Source organism: Acinetobacter sp. (assembly GCF_045628685.1).
Lineage (GTDB): Bacteria > Pseudomonadota > Gammaproteobacteria > Pseudomonadales > Moraxellaceae > Acinetobacter.
In genome coordinates, this window is sequence record NZ_JAZQPV010000075.1 from 1 (window position 1) to 20,774 (window position 20,774).

Genomic DNA, 20,774 nt, shown 5'->3' on the forward strand with positions numbered 1-20,774 from the left:
CGACATTATTTTCTTTAATCAGTTTATTGATTGCTTTAACACTGGCTGTCGGATCACTTCCATCATCCAGAGAGATATAAGTGACTTTTTCTCCCGCAATGGTTTTAGGTAATAGTGAAACTGTATTTTTTTGCGGAATACCCACCATGGCAACTGGACCGGTCGAAGATGTTACGACACCAATTTTAATTTCCGCATGTGCAAGCCCTACACAAGAAGTAAGTGCTGCCACAAATCCAATTTTTTTAATTTCCATTTAAATATCCTTTTTCATAAAAAAGTCTCACGACTTCTTATTTTTATAGCATAAAGATATGTAATTTTCCTGTTAATAATGAAATATAATTCACTGATTTGTAATTTATCAGTAAGTATTTAAAATACTGAACAATATTTATTAACTTGAAATATCTTTATCAAAATATGAAGTCGAGATAGTGCAATTCTTAAAACTTGTAGGTATAAGTCGTGATCAATCGGTTTTCGACAAAATCTGCACCTGGGGTATATCCAGCACCATATTTTGTATCAGTACGGATATGACGCCATTCAACCCCCAGGCCTTTGAAATTACCTTCTGGAACGAGATAACTTAGGATAAAGTTTGCTTCAGATTCGGCATTGTCTTTCAAGTTGACGCGCTTAATATTGCTACCATCTAGATATCGCAATGTCATTTTCAGGCCAGGGAATCCATACTCTTTAAAATCATGGCTATATAAAATATGCCAGGTAAATTCTTCAGGCTTAATAAAGCCCAGTGTTGACCAAGTATGCAAATATGGTTGTGGCGCATAACCGGCTAAAGTTGGAAAAACATTGTCACCTTTATTTTGCTGAATACCGGCTACAAATGTATGAGCACCATTTAGAACGGCTGTTTGTAGTCCATAAGTTTGACTATCTATTTTTCCGTAGAATGCATCGCCATCTTCTTTGTTATTAAAATAACGCCCATCCACCTTGATTTTATTCGGGCCAACTTGAGTACTGTAGGCGGCATTGACATAATGCTGCTGATAAATATCTTCAAGTTGTCCGAACCAGTAAGAACCGAATACTTTCGGATTAAAATTGTAATCCAAACCTATGAAATTCAGCCCGTCACTTTCATAACGAGGTGCACCTACAGCAAAAAGGCTTAATTTTTCAAAGCTGTCATTTTCTCGTGAATTAATATGAGTAATACGACCCGCGGACAATTTAAGGTTTTCGATCGCTTTAGTCTCAAATAATGCACCGGCATAAGTCGTAAGTAACTGGCGTGAATCATCAATAAAAGCAAGGGGAGTCCTAGGATATAACTCACCTAACTTTAATTCAGATTGTTGATATTTTAATTTTAAGGTTGCCCCCGTTTTTAAATAATCTCTTTCTTGTTGATTTTTAGCCGTATTGTAGGGCAATATAGTATCTGAACGTTCAGCATTATGGTCATTTAAGCGTACCGCATATTGAATCCCGGCATCTAAACCAATCTGTACCGGTGTATCGGTATAACCTGATTCAAAACGTCCAGTTACAGCTTGTGACCAACTTCCAATATCCTTATTCGGAACATCAGAAAAATCTCGTTCAATAAAAAAATTTCTTAAATAAATTGACGTTTGACTATCTTGAATAAAATCTGCATAAGCAGTATTTAAACAACCCAACCCCATACACATTGATAATGTGATTTTTTTAAAATGCTTGGAATGGCTAAAATCTCGCATAGAATTCTTTTCCTAAAATGTATATTGGCTAAAACATTAATTTCACTCTGCTACGCTGTATTTCATCGCACTATAATTAAAATAGGTCAGCTTGTAATACCTAGCGGTCTGATGTGAAAGAATTTCATTTTTTGCATTTAACAATTAGATATGTATAAATTTTAGCTATCTGATTTTTTAATTAAAAAAACAACAATCAGTCATATATGGCTATCTAAATCTAATTCCTGTGCCTGATTATTGTTTTTTTATATGTAATTTTCCATTACTTGTTAAGTATAATTACATACCTAAATTGATGGGCTGCATTAATAGAATAAGTAATTCATTGCTATTACTCGAAATTTAGTCATGGATAGTTATTTTATTGATTAAATTTTATTTAAAATAATATCAATTAGCCGTTATTTTTAAAAATTATTTACCCAAATAAAAAGGCTAACCTCTAAAGTCAGCCTTTTATTAAACCGTATAATCTGGATTTATTTTAATAACTGGTCAATTTCAATAAATAACAAAGTTATCGAGCCATTGAATCATCAATCTTTAATATAAATATATATTATGAAATTACATAAACACCTTCTTTATGGTGACTAATTTTTAACGTGATTATCAATGCTGTATTATGAAGTCTCGGGGAAACCCTCTACTCCTAAAATAAACATGCTAGCTCATCTTACCTTTGTTGCCAAATTCATATCAGCTGCATGTTCTTTGTGGATTGAATAAATATAAAAATGACAAATAAGACTCAGCTTATTTATCATGAGTGCCTTAAGAAATACCCGCAATGTCTTTTAAAATTTTAATAAAAATATCCTTTTCAGTTTCAGGATATTTTTCAAAAACTTCATTTTGATGGCTATCTGCAATATCAAATAAATAATGGGCGGTTTTTTTACCTTTTTCCGTCAATTTATAAAAATCAACATCTTCAATTAAAAGACCATCTTTTTGTAGATTTGCAGCAGCCTGTTCAACTTCATGCATCGGCATGGCAATATCACGTGGCAAATCTGATTTATTCGATGCTGTTCCACTGCCTAACACCAGTAATAACCGTGCTTCACTGGTGCGGAAACCAGAAACCAATTGTTTAGGAATATAATCAGTCTGATAAAATTTAAAGGCACGGCTCATTAAATAACAGACATTACTATGCAAATGGTCTTGATGAATTTTATCTAAAACTTCCGTTTCAACCGTTGCATCTTTCACTTGTAACAATGGATGTGGAATGACCCCTGAATATGCACCTTGGTGGTAAACCAATGGACTACGTCCCTGATCGTGAAAATTAACCACCTTACCGATAATAATCCAGTGATCACCCCCTTCAATAATTTGATGATTTTCGCATTCAAAAACTGCAGAACAGTGCTCTAGTACGGGAACTCGTCCCGCACCGGTTTGATAACTGGTGCCTTCATATTTATCGATATTGCGTCTTGAAAATTTATTTGACAGTTCAATTTGTGAACCTGACAAGACGTTAACCGCAAAATGAGTAGCCTGCTGAAATATGGGGAAACTTGAAGATTTTTTATCAATGCTCCACAAGATCAAGGGTGGATCTAAAGAGACCGAGTTAAAACTATTTGCCGTAACCCCTACTTTTTCACCTTGTTCATTTTGCGCAGTAATAATGGTCACACCTGTGGCAAAATTTCCTAAAGCACGTCTAAATTGTATAGGATCTATTTTTATTTCATCTAATGCTTGTAATGTGTTCATAATTCTCTCCTGAATTTTTTGTCCTCAATGCCGAAATTTTTTACTCAATGGCTTAAATATCAAGTACCAATCGTGCTGATTTAGAACGAGAACAACACACTAAAATTTGTTCATTACTGGCTTTTTCTTCATCTGTAAAATACACATCGCGATGATCAGGCTCACCTTCAATTACATCACACATACATGTACCGCAGACCCCTTGCTCACAAGACATTTCTATTTCAATGCCTTCACGCGCCAACGCTTGTAAAATGGTTTCTTCGGCATCCACCATAATAATTTTACCGCTCTGTTGAGCGACGACTTCAAATGCAGCCCCTGAAGTTTCCACTTCAACTTGAAAATATTCTTTATGAATATGATTTTCTGGAAAATTTTGTGTTTGTGCCAGATTAATGACCCAGTCCATAAATCCGTTTGGACCGCAGGTATAAATATGGCTGTGTTTATCTATATGCTGAATCGCACTTTCAAAAAATTCACGATGATTCGCGCCTTCAGATTTAAAATGGAATTGAGTAAAGGCTGCCAGTGCTCCATTCCTGATTTCATCTACAAAAGCACAGCGCTGCGGATGACTGCCACAGTAGTGCAATTCAAATGATGCACCTTCGCTTAAAAGCTGGTATGCCATGGTGATTAAAGGAGTAATCCCAATTCCACCGCCAATCAATACGCTATGTTGAGCCTTCTCCAGTGGAAATAGATTACGCGGTTCGCTGACCACAATTTGCATTCCATTTTGAAGATCGTTAAATGCTGACTCAGACCCCCCACGTGAGTCTGGATCTTTTAAAATTCCAAGCCTGAAAACACCTTGATGTTGTGGATTTTGACACAAAGAATATTGGCGAATCATGCCGTTCGGCAGGTATACATCAATATGTGCACCGGCCTCTACTTTTGGCAAAGGTGATGAACTGGCAGATTCAAATTCCATCACCGCCACATTTTCACCTTCAATATGTCTGTTTTTAACGATAACATTATAAAGCGCTGTCATTTTATCCCCCTTGAAATGCATTAAGTCAAAGACTTAACGCATGAACAATCCGCCGTTAATATCCCAGGTTGCGCCCGTGACAAATGCCGCATTCCGGCTTGCAAGTAGTACGCAGGTTTCAGCAATAAATTCCATACTGCCCAATGCCTTCACTGGAATGTTCTGAATAAATTGTTCCATTTTTTCATCTGAAACAACGCTATGCACAATTGGAGATTCCATCGGTCCAGGAGCTACTGCATTGACAGTGATCCCTTTAGCTGCAAATTCTTTCGCAAAAATTTTAGTGAGGGTCACAATCGCGCCTTTACTCGCAGCATAATGCGCACCCGTTGCTGTACCGCCGTTTTGGCCTGCAAGCGATGCCAGATTAATAATTCGGCCGTAGCCTTTTGCTGCCATGTACTGCCCAATAATTTGACAGGATTGGAAGGTCCCCCGCTGATTGACCTGGGTAACCCAGTCAAAATCAGAGGCGGTAATTTCTAAAACAGGGGTTGCTTTAGTGACTGTCGCGTTGTTGATTAAAACATCCAGTTTCGAAAACTTCTGTTCAATCCATTGAACGGCATCGTGAAAATCGCTTTCTACTGAAATATCGAGTTTCAAGGGATGCATATTTTGTGCATTTGAACTCTGGTTTTTAGCCGATTCAGCTTTTTCCAAAGTACTTGCAGTCAGAATGACATGGTCGCCCTGTGCTGCAAAAAATTCTGCAATAACATTACCTAGACCAGAAGCTGCGCCTGTAACCAAAACAACCTGTGACATCGACGTGCTCCTAGAGAATATAACTGATACCCGCCAAGGTATCGGTAGAGTTAACTAAATTAATGACTTTACGGTGAATCTTGAAATGACCTTGATCCTCACGAACCAAATGATAGGTCACGTCTGCCGTGTAATGACGCAAGTTTTCCTTACGGAATTCACGTAAATTCTGTGCACAACGTAAAATAATTTCGTTGTCTTGATCTTGAATGACACGTACACGGGAAATACTGCGTACTGTATTTGCCTTTGGCGATGTGGAAATCGCTTCACCATTTTCCAAACGCTTTACCCGTAGCTCACGCATGTGGTGATCGTCATAGGCATAGTTCAAATGATTTTCATAATCGGTGAGTGCAGGATCAATCGGAATGATGTATTTGCCTTCTTTATTCCACAAACTTAACCATTCCTGATATTCCGAGTGATCCAGCATGTCAGCTTCGGCCCAAATAAAAGCGGTTACTTCATTCAATAAATTTAAATTAATATTCATTGCGTGCTCCTTAAGCCGTCATCATCTTTTTCCACTGCTGATAGGCACTGCGCATACCGGTTTCAGCACTGACATCACTCTTTAAACCATCTTCTGTTTTTACTTCACCCGGCAAGCCACGGTTTAACATGATCCACAGGTCATTCCCTGCATTTGCGCCATGTTGTACACGTTCCCATGCTTCTGCATCATCGGGTGTTCCAAAACCAAATGGACCTTGGAAATGCTCATGGAGTCGCAAACGATATTGATTGGCAATTTGTGGACCGCCATCCATGGTAATCACCGAGTGGTGAATTTCTGTTTTTTCTACCGAAATTGGCTGCATCACCCGGAAAAATGCCATTGAACAGGCGATATTGGGGAATAAATTTAAATTGAAGCCCGAACCCCCTACAGCACGGACAATGCGTCGTACTTCCAGTTCTGCATGACCTTCATCACGTAGTGCCTGTGCCAAATCTTCAAAACGTTCCTGAATTGGACGTTCCATCAATTCTTCTTCCAGATCAATCAGTTCAGGAATCATCACCATAACACTGTGACCATTGCCCAAGTCTTCTACATAGCCGGGCTGGTTTTCAAAATTGAATAGCTCTTCGGTTTTTTCATCGACTGAACTGAGGAATGATTTATGCACCAATGGAAAGTGATAGGCATCCGTCGTATTTTCCAGTTGAATCTTCCAGTTACCCGGGAATGTGAAGCGATGTTCGCCCAAGACCTTGATTGGGTAACCAGCACCCTGTTTCATGAACAGGTCTATCCATTTTTTGGCAGGTCCTAAAAATTCTTCTAGGGGCTGGATGTCATCTTTGAAGGTTGCGAAAATCATGCCGTTGTATTCTTCAACGCGCAGACTGATCATTGGAAATTCAGACTTTTCTAAACATTCGCCATAACTTTCTGGTGATGGCACGCCGCGTAATGAACCGTCTAAGGCATAACTCCAACCATGGTATGGACAGACAAAGCTGTTGGTCTTCCCTTTTTTGTGTTCACACACGGTTGCAGCACGGTGACGGCAACGGTTCAACAGGACATGTACTTTCTTCTTGCGATCACGTACCGCAACCACAGGCTGTTTTCCGATATTGATGGTTTTATAGCATCCAGCATCTGGAATTTCACTGGCATGTGCAACCCAGACCCAGGTGCTATAAAAGATTTTTTCCATTTCATCTTCAAAAATCTGTGCATCTTTGTACAGTGAGGTATGTACTCGGTCACTTTGCACCAGTTCGTTGTAATCTGTTTCTATATTCTGTAATGGGATAATACTGTTCATTTCTTTCATCCTTTTTAAATGCGCTGTACTTGGGCTTTTCCCTAACTCATCAATTTGCTTGGGGGTACAGGTAATTCCGCTGTACTATTCCAGGTATCTACGGGGCGACTGAATATGTTTTCAGTTTGGAAATGCTTAATCTTCCAGGTTGCGTCACTTTGCTGCTTAAATTTCACAGTTAACTTGGCTGCATTTAAGTGGCTTAGACCGCTGCGAAAAGTTGAGGTCTGAAGCATCAACCATGTGCCCAATGCTTCGCTTTGGTTGACCTGTATTTGTTCTGAACTGACAAAATGGGCATTCATGACAAAATGGGATTCTTTCTGGGTATAGGTTTTGAACATGTCATAAATTGACTGCCACGATTCATATCGTCCAAATGACTTGGCATATTTTTTACCAATGCCTTCCCAAATACTGTCAGGGTCAAATAGGTCCATTAATTGATTTAAATCTGTAGTGGCATCTAAAGCATCACAAATTTCCATATAGCGGTTAATGCAGTTACGAATGGATTGCTGGGCTTCAAGCGCTGCTAAACGATTTAAAATTAAGGTCAAATCCATTTTGCCATTCATATTGATCTCTCTTCATTCATTTCAATTAACGTTGAATAATAAGTTCCCGACCAACACGTGCTTCAACTTTGCAATATTTCCAAAGCTTAAATGGACCTTCACCCACTACTGTGGTGCGGAATAAATTACACGCCGCATGAACAGTTTCAATATTTGGAACATCTGCCAGTAAATAGGTGGTCCATGGCCAACCTGAACTTGGACCAACCATACTTTGGTCATCATCTAAATTGCCGTAAACATGTACATCCGGTAAATCATGAATGCCATTCCACATTTCACCAAAAGCGGCCCAAACCGCTTTTGCTTCCGCGGGCTCCGCATCAAAAAAGTTTTGGTTAATACCCATACAGAACAACACACGTAAAGATTTTTTAGTTTCCATTGTCATATTCCTTCTACATTGATTTAAAATTTATAAATAACCCGGTGTTGGATTTAAGCCAAAGCTCACGGCACCCGCATTCTGTAAAGTTGTATCACCCATAAATGCATGTTGTGTGACCACATTAGTGTCATTAACATAGCGACTAAATGGATGGTTAGTATAAATTGCAGTCATTCCAGCAAGCATCTGCATTTTTCTTGCAACACGTGCTGAAACTCGGGCAGCGTGTGTACATGCCAATCGCATATCACTAATTAAATTCGGAGTGGGTTTTCGACCGGCTAATATCTCGTTCCACACCACATCCATGGTGTGATAGAACCAATTTTTTGCCGCCAGATAATCGGCTTCAGTTTGTGCGTATTCATATTGCGTTACAGGCCTGTTGGCAATTTCGGCACCGCCCGTGATGGATGCCTTACCTGGGGCCAGTTGCTTAAATTCTTCTAAAGCAGCACCCGCCACACCAATTCCCACAACAGTTAAAACCTGGGTTGCAAGTGATAAAGATGGATATTTAAAGAAGGGTTCAGTGAGCTTAGAAGGCTCACCTCGGACAAATGTCCATTTTTTATCGACCAGTACGTTATCGACTAATAAATCATGACTTCCGGTTCCTTTTAGGCCAACCGTATCCCAAGTCATTTCGATCTTGGCTTTGCTTGCGGGTAACACAGCCATCCGGGGTAGCCCTTGAGCTTCATTATCTTTACGCGGTGCAATCCCGACGCCAACCACGTCTGCCCCCATACAACCGCTAGAAAATTTCCAGCGCCCTTTAACCAGCACCGCATCATCAACAATCTCTGCGGGTTGAGGTGGAAAAATTCCTCCTGCAAATACAATGTCTGGGCCGTTTTTATAAAGCTCGTTCAGCGTTTCTTCAGGTAAACTGCCTAGATAAGCCGGGCTCATGCCAAAACTTGCCACCCATCCCACCGAACCATCTGCCTTGGAAAGAGTTTCAATTAATTCACAAAACTGACGTGGACTGACTTCATTGCCACCAAAGCGTTTTGGAACCAAGGCACGATATACCCCGATTTTTTTCAATTTCAAAATAATGTCTTGACTGACAAAAGCTTGACTATCGAATTCTCCGGTACATGCCCGTTCACGTATTTCTTGGCATAAGCTCTGTAATGGGGTTATTTCACTGATTTCATTTGCATATTCTTGTGTCGATAAATCATTCATGATTTAACTCCTTTTTTAGTATGTTCTGCCGCATTCACAATAAATTGACTAATTGCACAGAGCTGTTCATCTGAATGACGTTTAGTGACAATTTGAAGACCGACTGGCAAGCCATCCACTGTTTCTAAGGGGATAGAAATTGCTGGATGACCAGATAAATTAAAAGGACGTACAAATGCGGTTAAATTTAAAAAAGCCACTGTATTTTCTGCATCGGCAACGTGTGGCGGTAAGCTGGGTAACGTCGGCAATATCAGCGCATCATAGTGTTCAAGAAGCTGATCAATGTCTTTGGTTAAAGCACTGCGGATTTTTTCTGCATTCTCCACCTGAGCAAAAGTAGTATGGGCTGCTTTTAATAAACGCTCATTCACATCCTGACCGACTTTACCGGTAGTAGTTAGATGACCATATGCCTGCCAATTTTCATAATTGATAATTTGCATACCGGCATCATATGCAGCTTCAAAATTTTCAAGGTGAACTTTATCTGTGGCTAAATTTGATGTGTCTAAAAAGTGGTGAATGGTCTGCCAAACTGCACTTTCCGCCGGTACATCTAAACATGCGAGTTTTGGGGCAACTTCTAATAATGGAGCGGGTTTAAATGTCGGATCAATAATCTGCATTGCTATTGCAATCATTTCAACAGAATTTGCAAAAGGACCCACACAGTCCAAAGAACTTTGTTCTGGGCAAACGCCCTCATGACTGACACGTCCAAAAGTAGGCTTTAGCCCGAATACACCACAACATGCTGCTGGCATACGAACTGAACCACCGGTATCCGTTCCTATGCTGAAATCGGCTAAATGTGCAGCAATTGCTGCTGCAGAACCGCTAGATGAGCCACCCGGAATTAATTTTGGATATTTGGGATTTAATGGCGTTCCAAAGTTTTTATTAATACCGGTAATTCCGAAAGCCAATTCATGTAAATTTGTTTTGCCGGTGATTTCGCAATCGGATTTTAAAATATTGTCAATAATGACTGCATTTTTTTCTGCAGGTTGACTATCGTCAAAAGCATGACTACCTGAAAGTGTTTTAAAGCCCTGAATATTTATGGAATCTTTAATCATCACTTTCAGCGCTCCAAATCCCAAACTGAGTTTTTGCGCCACAATATTCATTTACTTTTCCATGTATTTTTATTCAATACCTCTAATATCTGAAAAAGTAATGTAATTGTCAATTATTATTTCAATATTATATTAAAGAAAAACATTTAAAAATTTTGTATAATAGAACTTTATATTTTCAACTTTTGTTTTTAAGTTATGATTAATCGACTAGACCAATTTCTACCTAATAATGAACCAAAAAGCCTGCAAAATTTCCCTTTTTTCTGGATTTCTCAGGTGAATGGAAAATACTCTCAACTTATTGAAAAGTCTATAAAAAAATTAGGTATTGACAATACAAGACGCAAAATTATACTCAGCACAAATGCGCTAGGGGAAGCCAGTATTACTGAAATTGCAAACCTATCCACTATTAAATTAACCACTGCCACAAAGGCAGTTTATCGTCTAGTAGAAGATGGATTTATTGAAGTTTTTTCTTCTGAACACGATGAACGCATATCTATGGTGAAATTGACCGAATCAGGTAAACAGCTGGTTGAACAGATCAATACTATCAGTATTGTGACCTTGACTGGAATTTTGAATGCTTTTGATGAAGATGAATTAAATAATTTAAACAAACAATTAAAGAAAATATTCGATTTAATGCCTTCTAATTAGGAGATATAGCGCCCTCTCTCTATTAAAAATTTAGGCCTGTACATGCGTCGTTTGTAAAACGTTATTCTTTTCAACAGTACCTTGCGATTTGTAAAAGAAGGGTTGAGTAATTTTTATATGCTTAATTTCTTATTTGAGTGGCAGATCAATATATTAGGCCTCTTGCGAAAGTATGCTTTTACCTAATTTTTGAATTAGCTAAAACCTTATAAAATATAGCTTGTGTCTGTTTGAATTTTAACTAACGCAAGAGGTCTATTTTAAATTATTTATAGCAGATCTGCATGTCGTTATATTCGATATTGCATTTCCATGAAATGAGCATATCTTTTTAAATTTATGGAATTTTTCTAAAACTAAAAATTAATTCTTCATCATTGATGATGATGGGCTAAGGTTGCCTGTAGTTCTCGGAATTTGTAATGGGTATCCTCCTTATCTTGATGAACCCACCCAGATAACATTACTTAATTTTTTGCTGTGAACCTGAGTTTCATAAAAAATTACGTGGTATGATAAATCCTTGATAAATCCTTGATAAATCCTTGATAATCAAATTAATATTCTTCAAATTTAAAATACCAAAGCTTAACGATAGTTCAGTATTCTGTTTCTATAATTAGTCCACAACCGAACTAAAGATATAGAGAAATAGTTTAGATAAAATCTATCTGGGATGATCTTTAAAAAAAAGAAACGCCAAAGACTTCAACAATAAAATTATTATTAAAGTCTTCAGTTAAATAGAAAAATCTACTTATATTTTAATAAATATACTGCAGCATTAATTGTGCATATAGGTTGCTGCCATTATTTAAAACTTGAGTGCCTAAATGATTGATGTCTTTTTTCGGTTTATACAAGCCCACCAATGGAATCACATTGATATTCTTGTTTGGAGACCAAACCGCAAATGCATCAATCTCATGGCCATCCAGGTTTTCCTGGTCTTTTTTAATCGTATCAAATTGATAAGCCAACACACCTAAATGCAAGTTTTCTTGCACTGATGCTTGTAGTGAAACTTGGTGAATGCGGGCATTGGAATTAAACGGTCCTGCATAGTTTCCTGCGACTTCCCCCTGGAACCAGGTTCCAAAACCTGCAGCAGTGTTGCCATAGAACAGAGGATCATAATTTTCCGAGAAGGAAGAAAAACGGTAGCCTACTGTGGGCTGGTATTTCAGCTGATCAAAGCTGTAGCTGGCTGCGACATACCATGCATTTTCATTGTCATGTTTTTGCTCTTGATAAACGAATTCCCCGTTCAATCCCAACTGTTCAGTGATTTTTGTTTTCGCACGTACTGCGATATCGGTTAAATCTTCCCGTACAGATTCATGCAGAGGATCGTCCAAATCTATAACCTGCAAATAAGTAACCCCGAAATCATTTTTGCCTGCTGTATATTGCCAATCGGTTGCCCAGAGTTTGGGTTGATATTGGGCTTTATTGCCTGACTCTAAATAGTACCAATGCGTATTTAAACCTTCAGCCAACTGGAAATCGATTACGGTTGTAAAATCAAAGCTCCTGCGCGCAGCTAAATAATAGCCACCGCCACGATTGAGTTCACCATCAGCAATGCCCTTCCCGACATTTAAAGCATCCCCTGCGACAATAAATCCATCACCGATTAAAACATTTTGGCGTCCGATACTTACATCAAGTGTCGCATCTTCGGCTTGGCTGTTTTTCCAGCCCAAGGTCCACTGTTCCAATGATGTTCTGCGTTCTTTACCATTGCTAAAACCAGCTGCATCACCGTCGCCAAAAGTAGCAGAACTCAGTCCCATTAAACTGCCATACAGGGCTGAATTTGCAAGTTGATACTCGCCTGTGAACCCATATTTTGCATAGACTTCATGCCAATAATTTTGCTCATCCGCATCTGGATTGTTATAACTTTTATCGCTATAAAACATGCCATAGGTGACATCTAAATAGGGTTTGATCTTCAAATCTTCGGGCAGCGTGACCTGAGCATTGGCTTGTATCACCGAAAATGCCAATGTGGAGAGCACTACAAATTTTTTTACTAATTTTTTCATCATTTTTATCTCTTTATAAAAATTAAGGATCAGTAAAATACTGATCCTTAATTTTTTATTAATCTGGATGTTGTTCGGTATGACTTTCTTCCTCTGCAATCTTCAATGTAGGGGTGCTATCGAAGAAATTCCACGGCTTGAGCATGGTATATACCCACTCTGTTGGCATAATTGGCCATTCTTCTGCACGAGCCACATGAGTCGTCCCTGTAGTCATCCACACCACGAGATCTTTATTATTAATATTATCGTTATTGGCTACAAACTGGCCTAAACCGGTATCTGTAATTGAACGATTTGAATACTTACCTTCAGGATAGCGTTCATTTACATCATTTTTCGTAACCCAGATTTGCTTATCCATGAAACTTAAGCGTTTAAATAACCATTCATCTGGTGCAAATTGTGCACCTTTAGCAATGGGATGTGTGCCACCGGCAAAAGGAATTATTTGATAGGAAACTGGATTACCCAATTTATTTTCTGTATTGGTATTTGAAATCAATCGTATGGTTGACGGATCAAACTTCTGGGCAGCTTCTTTTTCACTGCTGACAATACGTTCCTTCACTTCAATTGCACTGGTACGAGGCCCACCGCGGGTATTTTTAGCAATGACTGGATCCAACTCCAGAAAGCTGTTGTTGTCACCATCGACATCCATATCTAAACGGAAGTTATAAATGTGCTGGTGCGTGGTGCCGACAATATTATGATCAATCAAGGTTCCAAAGCGGGTATCTTCTTTAGCAGTCGCATCATGCATAGTGCGTGTTTTTACACCCTTCACTGCTTCAATACCTGTCGCACCGGCATTGATGCCAATAATGCCATTATTGTTAAATACCCAGTCAAACATGTAATCGTAATTACCTACGGTACTGATCCAGCGTACCACCAGTTCACGGCGTTCTTCACTGGCATTTTGATCACCAAAGATTTCCTGATGTTTGTATTCAGGTCCTGCATATCTTTCGAATATTGCAATTGCATTCGGAATGGTATGTGGCTGACCTTTATAATCTGCAATCACGGCATCCAAAACCACAGCATTGTCAGGTACATCTGTGCCTACACGGATTGATGAGGTTAAAGTGCCCATGCCATACTCTCCGGAATCAAGATAAGACTTGAAGTACCAGCCCACATCCGGATCTCCGTAAGGGACAACCATGCCTCCTAAGTTTCCTTCGTACATCACTTTACGCTTGACCCCTTTATCCTTGTAGGTCACGGTAGAAATCTGCAAACCAACACGTGAATCTAAAGCCACATGAAAACACCAGTTATTCCAATGGATGGTTTGACCAGTGATGCTATAATTTTTACCTTCAGGTTCAGAAGTAATCAGCGGTTTGTTATTGCTTTTTACAGGTGTTTTACTGACATATGGCGTATTGGCCATAGGAACAGGAATAATAGAACCTTCTTCGATTCTAATAATTTTTTCATTGTCTACATCAACTACGGCGACTAAATTTTCAATTGGATGTGCCCAGTAGTTGCCATCGCCTGTATCTAAATACGACACCACTTTTAAAATATTTAACTGTTTTTCCAGGCCATCTTTGCCACCGAAATAGCCCACAGTTAAGGGGTTGGCAATCACTTTTTTTACATCATGAATGCCACGTTTACTCAATGCTGCCTGGTATTCCGGACTATTTTCAATCACACGTTGTACGGTTTCAAAATTATCCAGCAGAACCATGCCGTGGGTACCTTCAAGCACACTCCATTTAATAATTTTATTTTTTCTGAGATCAACTTCACCTTCAATGGCTTGGTTACCTTTTAACAGCACAAAGGAAGCCACTCGAGCATCGGTAAATTTTTTATTTTGAAGAAAAGACTCCCAAACTTTGGCTTTATCGGGTGCTTTTAAAGTGAGTTCTGAAAAACGCATATTTTTATAGCCATATTTAGATTGGCTAATCAGCTTATAGGTTTGGTTAATTTCAGCTGTAGTTAAACTATTTAAAGGATGATTAACCTTTTCAACTTTAAATGTTTGGTCCAATCCGGATTGGAATACCTCATTGATAAAACCATCACTCACCACAGGTTTTCCATCTTGCATTAATAAAGGTGCAGATAACTTGAATGATTTTCCATTTACCAACACTTGGTCAGAATTGGGTTTTGCCCGAACGGTTAATGAGCCTTTGGAAATGACATAACTATTGGTAAAGTCATCTTTGACAATTTTCGCCCCAAAGTCAGCCATATTCTGTGAAAGTGATACATAATGGACTTGATCACCATGTGCATACACCGCTTGGCTCAGTCCTAAGATCGCCCCTGCCAGGGTTAAATTCAGTCCTAATATTTTTGATATATCCTTGAGTAATCTTGCTTTTTTCATGTCGTAAGTCCTTTTTAAATCATTAAAATTACTTTAAAAAATTTTTAGCGATCTTAACTAATTCATTTTTGATTGTTATCATCTAATCACAATCATTCAGCTAAAACTTGTATATAGGTGACACAAAAAGTGTAAAAACAAGACATCTCTTAATAAATGAATATTCACAGTATTTATTATTTTTCTATAAGGCCATTAAAAAACCAACTTTATCTTTTATAAAATCAGTTTTTAACTTCTTCAATGACTCAGTAAATGTGTGCTTTAAATCATTCCTAACTGCGCTTAATAACAAGATTTTTTATTATCAATCTTCTTGAAATTTTGGCCTTGATCAAGTTGTTCATGACATCATTACAATGCGAATTTTAGGATGAATCAGCTGCCCTCTCCCAATATGCCAAGGCCTCAAAATATGTTATTAGGTGTAAGTGGTAATCTCTGTTTAGTGGGAAAATTCCACCACTCATACGCAAAAGACTCTGGAATTGATCTTTAGCGGCAAAGTCCTTGACTGTTGCCCATTCGTAAGCTTGTTTATTCCCATAATTTGACAAAAAGTTTGCCTGATAAAACAAGTAATTTAAACTTATTTCACGTGAACTATATTATATTAAAAATAAAGTTTTCCATTTGAATTTTTACGTCGAGGAGACTTTATTTTAAAAGTCTCCCTATAAAGAATTGATACTTTTAATAACGTATCATCACGGATTTAAGTTCGGTATAGTCATCAATAAAAGCATCAGAAAATTCACGACCAACCCCAGAAGCTTTAACCCCTCCAAATGGCACTGCCGGATCCAGGAAGGTATGCATATTAACCCAAATTGAACCTGCTTCTATTTGTGGAATTAGGCGAAACACCTTGGACAAATCATTGGACCAAATACTGGCAGATAAACCAAAACGAGAATGATTCATCATTGAAATCAATTCCACTTCATTTTCAAATGGAATGACGGTAACAATGGGGCCAAAAGTCTCTTCAATAAAGAGTGGATCCTCAATATTTTCAACCTTGACCAATGTTGGTTCAACAAAATAGCCTTGAGTGTCTATAACATGACCCCCAGTAATAATTTGATCTTGCGCCATTTTTAAATAGTGTTTTACCTTTTCAAAATGTGGCTGATTAGATAAAGGACCAAATACAACACTTTCATCTAAAGGTGAACCAATTTTCAGCTGTTTTAAAATCTGGGCTGCTTTTTCCACAAATTCATCATATTTGGACTGATGTACAAAGAAACGTTCTGGCGCTGCACAGACTTGCCCTTGATGTACAAAAGTCGATTGAATCAGCAGAGGTAAAATTTCATCAATACTGACATCTGGTAAAATAGCGGCTGCATTTTTCCCGCCTAACTCAAGACTCACACGTTTTAAATCATTGTGCATAGCCTGCTTACCAATACTGATACCTGTAGGTACTGAACCGGTAAATGAGATTTTTTTTACTAAAGGCGAATCAATTAAATATTGTCCGGTTTTTCCGGTCCCTGTAACCACATTGATCACACCTGCAGGAATCCCTGCTTTCAGTGCCAGTTCTGCCAATCGTAATAAAGAAAGACTCGTAAATTCACTCGGCTTCACTACAATGGTACAACCGGTGGTCAGGGCTGAACCAATTTTCCATGCACCAATCATTAAGGAAAAGTTCCAAGGAATAATCCCGGCAACCACGCCTACAGGTTGACGGAGTGTCACTGCCGTATATTTTTCACCCTGCATTGATGGGAGTGAAGGCTGAATGGTCTGTCCATGAATTTTAGTTGCACAGCTTGCAAAATGTCTAAGAAAAATAACTGTTTGTGCAACTTCAAGATGTCGAGAAATCATAATCAGTTTGCCGGAAGTTAAAGTTTCCAGTTGTGCTAACTCTTCACTATGCTGCTCAACCAAATCGGCCAGTTTATTTAACTTTAGACTACGTTCATAAGGAGATACGCTGGCCCATGCATTTACAAATGCATCATGTGCGCTCTTCACTGCCTGATCCACAGTTGCCTGATCAGCATCGGCAATTGTGGCAACACGCTGTTCAGTTGCCGGATTAATAATATTTATTCGGGATTCATGCGTATTTTGAACGGTTTTTCCATGAATAAAGTGTCCATGTGAACGATTCATAAAATTTTGAACATTTTCCAAGATCTGTACCGTACTCATTATTTTTCCTATTTTATAAATTGAAGCGAGATATTTATTGTCTAGCTTGGCTGACTATGCAGGAGAATTTAGAATAAAATCTGCACCGCGTTCGCCAATCATGATGGCCACGGCATTGGTATTGCCACTGGGTACTTGTGGACAGATTGAACAGTCAATTACTCTTAAATTATTAAATCCATGAACCTGAAGCGTCTGATTGACTACCGAATCTTGATGAGAGTTACCCATTTTGCATGTGCCTGCCGGGTGATAGACTGTTTTAATATTTTTACGCATCCATTGATCAATTGCGACAACATCATCCGGCTGAATATTTGCAGGTTCTATGACATCTTTAATAATATTTTTTAAGGTCGGTTGCTGTAGTAACCGTAAACCGGCTTGCACTGCACGAATGTTTGCCGCGATATCATCAGGGTGGCCGAGATAATTCGGATCAATCACCGGAAGATCTTGCGGATTATCACTTCTTAAACGTAATGTGCCACGCGCTTTGGGTTGCAAGTGTCCGACTTTAATGGTCAAACCATGTTCTGCAGCCACTGCTTTTTCGCCTGGGGTATTATCAAAGTTATCGAGTACCGGTAAAAAGTGGAATTGTACATCTGGGCGGCCGAGTTGATGTGTATCAATAAAGCCGGCACCTTCAAGAATATTACTGGTCAGTAAACCTGAACGGGTCAAATACCATTGCAAGCCATGTTTAATGGCTTTAAAGCCTTTATCTTCCCCTAATAAGCTATTTTCTGTAGTCACCGTAGCGTTGACTGACATATGCAAATGATCATGCAGGTTTTCACCGACAGGTAGGTCTTGAAGGCATGGAATGCCAAGCTCTGCTAAATGTTGTTTCGGTCCGATTCCTGAGAGAAGCAAAACTTTAGGGCTGCCAATTGAACCCGCACAGACAATGACTTCCTTACGTGCTTGAATCGTGACTTTCTTTTGATCTTTTTGGCTAAAGCTTACTCCCCTTGCGTGTTGTCCTTGAGTTTCAATTTTATGGACCAGAGTCTGGGTCAGCAATTCAAGATCAGGATGGTCAATAACCGACTTTAGAAATGTTTTTGAGGTGCTTGCACGTTCCCCATTTTTTGTGGTGGTCTGATAAAAACCGACACCTTCTTGATCCCAGCCATTGATATCATTAACGTATTGCATGCCCATTTCCTGACTGGCACGAATACAGGCTAAGGTTAATGGATGCCGATAACGATTTTCACTGACGGGTAGTAAGCCTTGCTGACCATGGAAACGATCGGCCAAAACTTCATTATTTTCAGATTTTTTAAAAAATGGCAGGACCTGATCATAGTCCCATGAACTACAGCCCCATTCTGAAGCCCATAAATCATAATCGTGACGCTGACCACGGCAATAAATCATGCCATTCACAGAACTGCCCCCGCCTAATACCTTACCCTGTGCAAGGATCATCTGGCGATCATCACAATTTTTTTGTGGGGTGGTCATATAAGGCCAAGATTTTTGTTGAAAAATTTTGACCACAGTGGCGGGTATCGTATGCAATATACTTTTATCGTCATCACCCGCTTCCAGTAATAGTACTGTTCCTGCTTTCGCTTCGAGTAACCGGGTAGCAACAACACAACCTGCCGAACCTGCGCCAATAATGATGTAATCATATTCATGCTGCATGTAACTGATCCATTAAAAGTCTCTCTTCATGGATTGGAGCACTTTCACATCAATAATACTTGTCTGAGTATGACTTGATCATGGTCAATAAATGACATAATCAATTTTAAAGACTATTTTTTACTCTAAATGTTTTCTCTATAAAGTTTGGGCGACATACCATAATTTTTTTTAAAGGTTTTGGAAAAGTGAGAACTGTCGATAAAACCCCAGCGTGTTGCAATATCCATGATCGAAATTTTCACATTTTTTTTATCTTTTAATTCAAATTCAATTTTTTCTAATCTTTTACATTGGATATATTTATGAATGGGCTGTTGTTCAGTCTCAAATAACCGATATAAATGACGTAGAGAAACCCCGATATGTTCAGCGATGAGTTTGGGAGATAAATTGGGATGAGATAAATTTTCGACAATAAAACGATCGACTTTTATTTTAAGATTATCAGTCAAATTGGCATTTTTATAATTAATCGTGGGCTTAATTAAAGAAACCAGTGCATCTTCAAAAGCATTTCCATCCTCATTGGCATACCAGAGCTTAATATTTTCTGCCGACATATTTTTGAGAATATTTTTGAGTAAAAAACCGCTCATATTTTTAGTAATTAATTTACCAAAATATTCAGTACTAATATTTTCCTTAAGTAACTTTTCCCGCGATAGATGAACAGATAAGTGATTGAATAATCCTTGTGGAAACATCGAGATATCTTCTTCTGGATCCAATAAGACAATATCACCTTCATTTAAATGAATGGTTTCATCTTTATATTTGACGATCATTCTGCCTGAATTTTGTAATATTAAAAAACAAAATTTATGGTTGACCCGATCAGGTGCATCTGCTTTGCGAATAATTTTATTGGCATTGCTTTTAATAAAAGCAACTTCTGTCTCACCCAATAAAAAAGACTGTACGTCACCGATAAATAAATGACTTGGTCCATGAAAATCGGTTTCAAAATTTCCACATACGCTTTGAATATGATTCGTCCATATGAGGATTTCTTCTTCGACATATTGGTTCATCCTGATTTAACCCGCCGTCAATTTTTATTGATAAATGCTTATATTGTTATTTAATAAGCAAATTTTGAGCCAGTATTCACATCCAGCAAATACATTTTATTCAAGAACAGTAGAGTGACTCAAACTCTTCATTCTTTTAAACTGAACAGAAACAAGAAATTAATGAGAAATTGTTGCCAGCGCTACTGAATTGAGATATTCCAAAGTTATAGGCTCTAATTACTCATTCGGTCTTAGCACAAACTATTTTGCTCTATAAAATAATCTTGATCATATTTTATACTAGTGCATAAAGCAATTTTTAAGAAATGTCAATCTCTGCTAGCTGCTTTATACTGTTTACAAGACTATTTATCCTTGTCTATAGTCCACTTATTTTAAAGCCTTTCTCATTTCTTAACAAATATTTAATAAGTTAATATGGTAGTCCTCCCATAAATAACCGAAGTTAAAAGTAGAGGTTAAGCAGCCATTAAAGGTGGCTTTCCTTTGTTAGCCTGATGTGGTCTTTCATGATTGTAATGCCACAGCCAACTTGTTGCATAATCTTGTACTTCATCCAA

Annotated in this window: 18 protein-coding genes; 1 reads left to right on the forward strand and 17 read right to left on the reverse strand. The window is 38.3% G+C overall.

Annotated elements, in window-relative coordinates; all coding sequences use genetic code 11:
* The 11 genes from ACKI4H_RS10400 to ACKI4H_RS10450 form a co-directional block, all read right to left on the reverse strand.
* The coding region (locus ACKI4H_RS10400) for an ABC transporter substrate-binding protein (protein WP_407305514.1) at positions 1 to 256 on the reverse strand (256 nt) is incomplete at its 3' end.
* A 190-nt stretch (positions 257 to 446) separates the two neighbouring features.
* Complete coding sequence (locus tag ACKI4H_RS10405) at positions 447 to 1,667, reverse strand: OprD family outer membrane porin (RefSeq protein ID WP_407305536.1); 1,221 nt, start codon at positions 1,665 to 1,667, stop codon at positions 447 to 449.
* Positions 1,668 to 2,492: 825 nt separating this feature from the next.
* Positions 2,493 to 3,455 (reverse strand): p-hydroxyphenylacetate 3-hydroxylase reductase component, encoded by a 963-nt coding sequence (locus tag ACKI4H_RS10410; protein WP_407305537.1) that lies wholly within the window; start codon positions 3,453 to 3,455, stop codon positions 2,493 to 2,495.
* Positions 3,456 to 3,504: 49 nt separating this feature from the next.
* On the reverse strand, positions 3,505 to 4,458 hold the full coding sequence (locus ACKI4H_RS10415; RefSeq protein WP_407305516.1) for a PDR/VanB family oxidoreductase: 954 nt from the start codon (positions 4,456 to 4,458) through the stop codon (positions 3,505 to 3,507).
* Positions 4,459 to 4,491: 33 nt separating this feature from the next.
* Positions 4,492 to 5,229, reverse strand: a complete 738-nt coding sequence (locus ACKI4H_RS10420) for an SDR family NAD(P)-dependent oxidoreductase (RefSeq protein ID WP_407305518.1) — start codon at positions 5,227 to 5,229, stop codon at positions 4,492 to 4,494.
* A gap of 10 nt (positions 5,230 to 5,239) precedes the next feature.
* Positions 5,240 to 5,725, reverse strand: coding sequence for an aromatic-ring-hydroxylating dioxygenase subunit beta (locus tag ACKI4H_RS10425; protein WP_407305520.1), 486 nt, complete (start codon positions 5,723 to 5,725; stop codon positions 5,240 to 5,242).
* A 10-nt stretch (positions 5,726 to 5,735) separates the two neighbouring features.
* Complete coding sequence (locus tag ACKI4H_RS10430) at positions 5,736 to 7,013, reverse strand: aromatic ring-hydroxylating oxygenase subunit alpha (RefSeq protein WP_407305521.1); 1,278 nt, start codon at positions 7,011 to 7,013, stop codon at positions 5,736 to 5,738.
* A 41-nt stretch (positions 7,014 to 7,054) separates the two neighbouring features.
* Entirely contained in the window at positions 7,055 to 7,591 is a 537-nt protein-coding gene (locus ACKI4H_RS10435) for a nuclear transport factor 2 family protein (protein ID WP_407305522.1), read from the reverse strand.
* Positions 7,592 to 7,616: 25 nt separating this feature from the next.
* Complete coding sequence (locus ACKI4H_RS10440; RefSeq protein WP_407305524.1) at positions 7,617 to 7,976, reverse strand: IacB protein; 360 nt, start codon at positions 7,974 to 7,976, stop codon at positions 7,617 to 7,619.
* Positions 7,977 to 8,006: 30 nt separating this feature from the next.
* Complete coding sequence (locus ACKI4H_RS10445; protein ID WP_407305526.1) at positions 8,007 to 9,176, reverse strand: acyl-CoA dehydrogenase; 1,170 nt, start codon at positions 9,174 to 9,176, stop codon at positions 8,007 to 8,009.
* Positions 9,173 to 10,309, reverse strand: a complete 1,137-nt coding sequence (locus tag ACKI4H_RS10450) for an amidase (protein WP_407305528.1) — start codon at positions 10,307 to 10,309, stop codon at positions 9,173 to 9,175. Before ACKI4H_RS10450 ends, ACKI4H_RS10445 begins: the two co-directional genes overlap by 4 nt.
* Before the next feature lie 147 nt (positions 10,310 to 10,456).
* Here ACKI4H_RS10450 and ACKI4H_RS10455 point away from each other — a divergent pair, with 147 nt between their 5' ends.
* Entirely contained in the window at positions 10,457 to 10,924 is a 468-nt protein-coding gene (locus ACKI4H_RS10455) for a MarR family winged helix-turn-helix transcriptional regulator (protein ID WP_171537180.1), read from the forward strand.
* Positions 10,925 to 11,688: 764 nt separating this feature from the next.
* Here the strand turns inward: ACKI4H_RS10455 and ACKI4H_RS10460 are convergent.
* From ACKI4H_RS10460 to ACKI4H_RS10485, 6 genes are all read right to left on the reverse strand, one after another.
* Entirely contained in the window at positions 11,689 to 12,975 is a 1,287-nt protein-coding gene (locus ACKI4H_RS10460) for a hypothetical protein (protein WP_407305538.1), read from the reverse strand.
* A 58-nt stretch (positions 12,976 to 13,033) separates the two neighbouring features.
* Entirely contained in the window at positions 13,034 to 15,340 is a 2,307-nt protein-coding gene (gene tynA, locus ACKI4H_RS10465) for a primary-amine oxidase (protein ID WP_407305530.1), read from the reverse strand.
* A 693-nt stretch (positions 15,341 to 16,033) separates the two neighbouring features.
* Positions 16,034 to 17,515 (reverse strand): aldehyde dehydrogenase family protein, encoded by a 1,482-nt coding sequence (locus ACKI4H_RS10470; protein ID WP_407305532.1) that lies wholly within the window; start codon positions 17,513 to 17,515, stop codon positions 16,034 to 16,036.
* 54 nt (positions 17,516 to 17,569) lie between these two features.
* Entirely contained in the window at positions 17,570 to 19,177 is a 1,608-nt protein-coding gene (locus ACKI4H_RS10475) for a GMC family oxidoreductase (protein WP_407305534.1), read from the reverse strand.
* Between the two features lie 125 nt (positions 19,178 to 19,302).
* A complete protein-coding gene (gene feaR, locus ACKI4H_RS10480) occupies positions 19,303 to 20,211 on the reverse strand; it encodes a transcriptional regulator FeaR (RefSeq protein WP_407305535.1) in 909 nt (302 codons plus the stop codon).
* 461 nt (positions 20,212 to 20,672) lie between these two features.
* Positions 20,673 to 20,774: integrase core domain-containing protein (locus ACKI4H_RS10485; RefSeq protein ID WP_407305539.1), on the reverse strand; the 102-nt coding region annotated here is incomplete at its 5' end.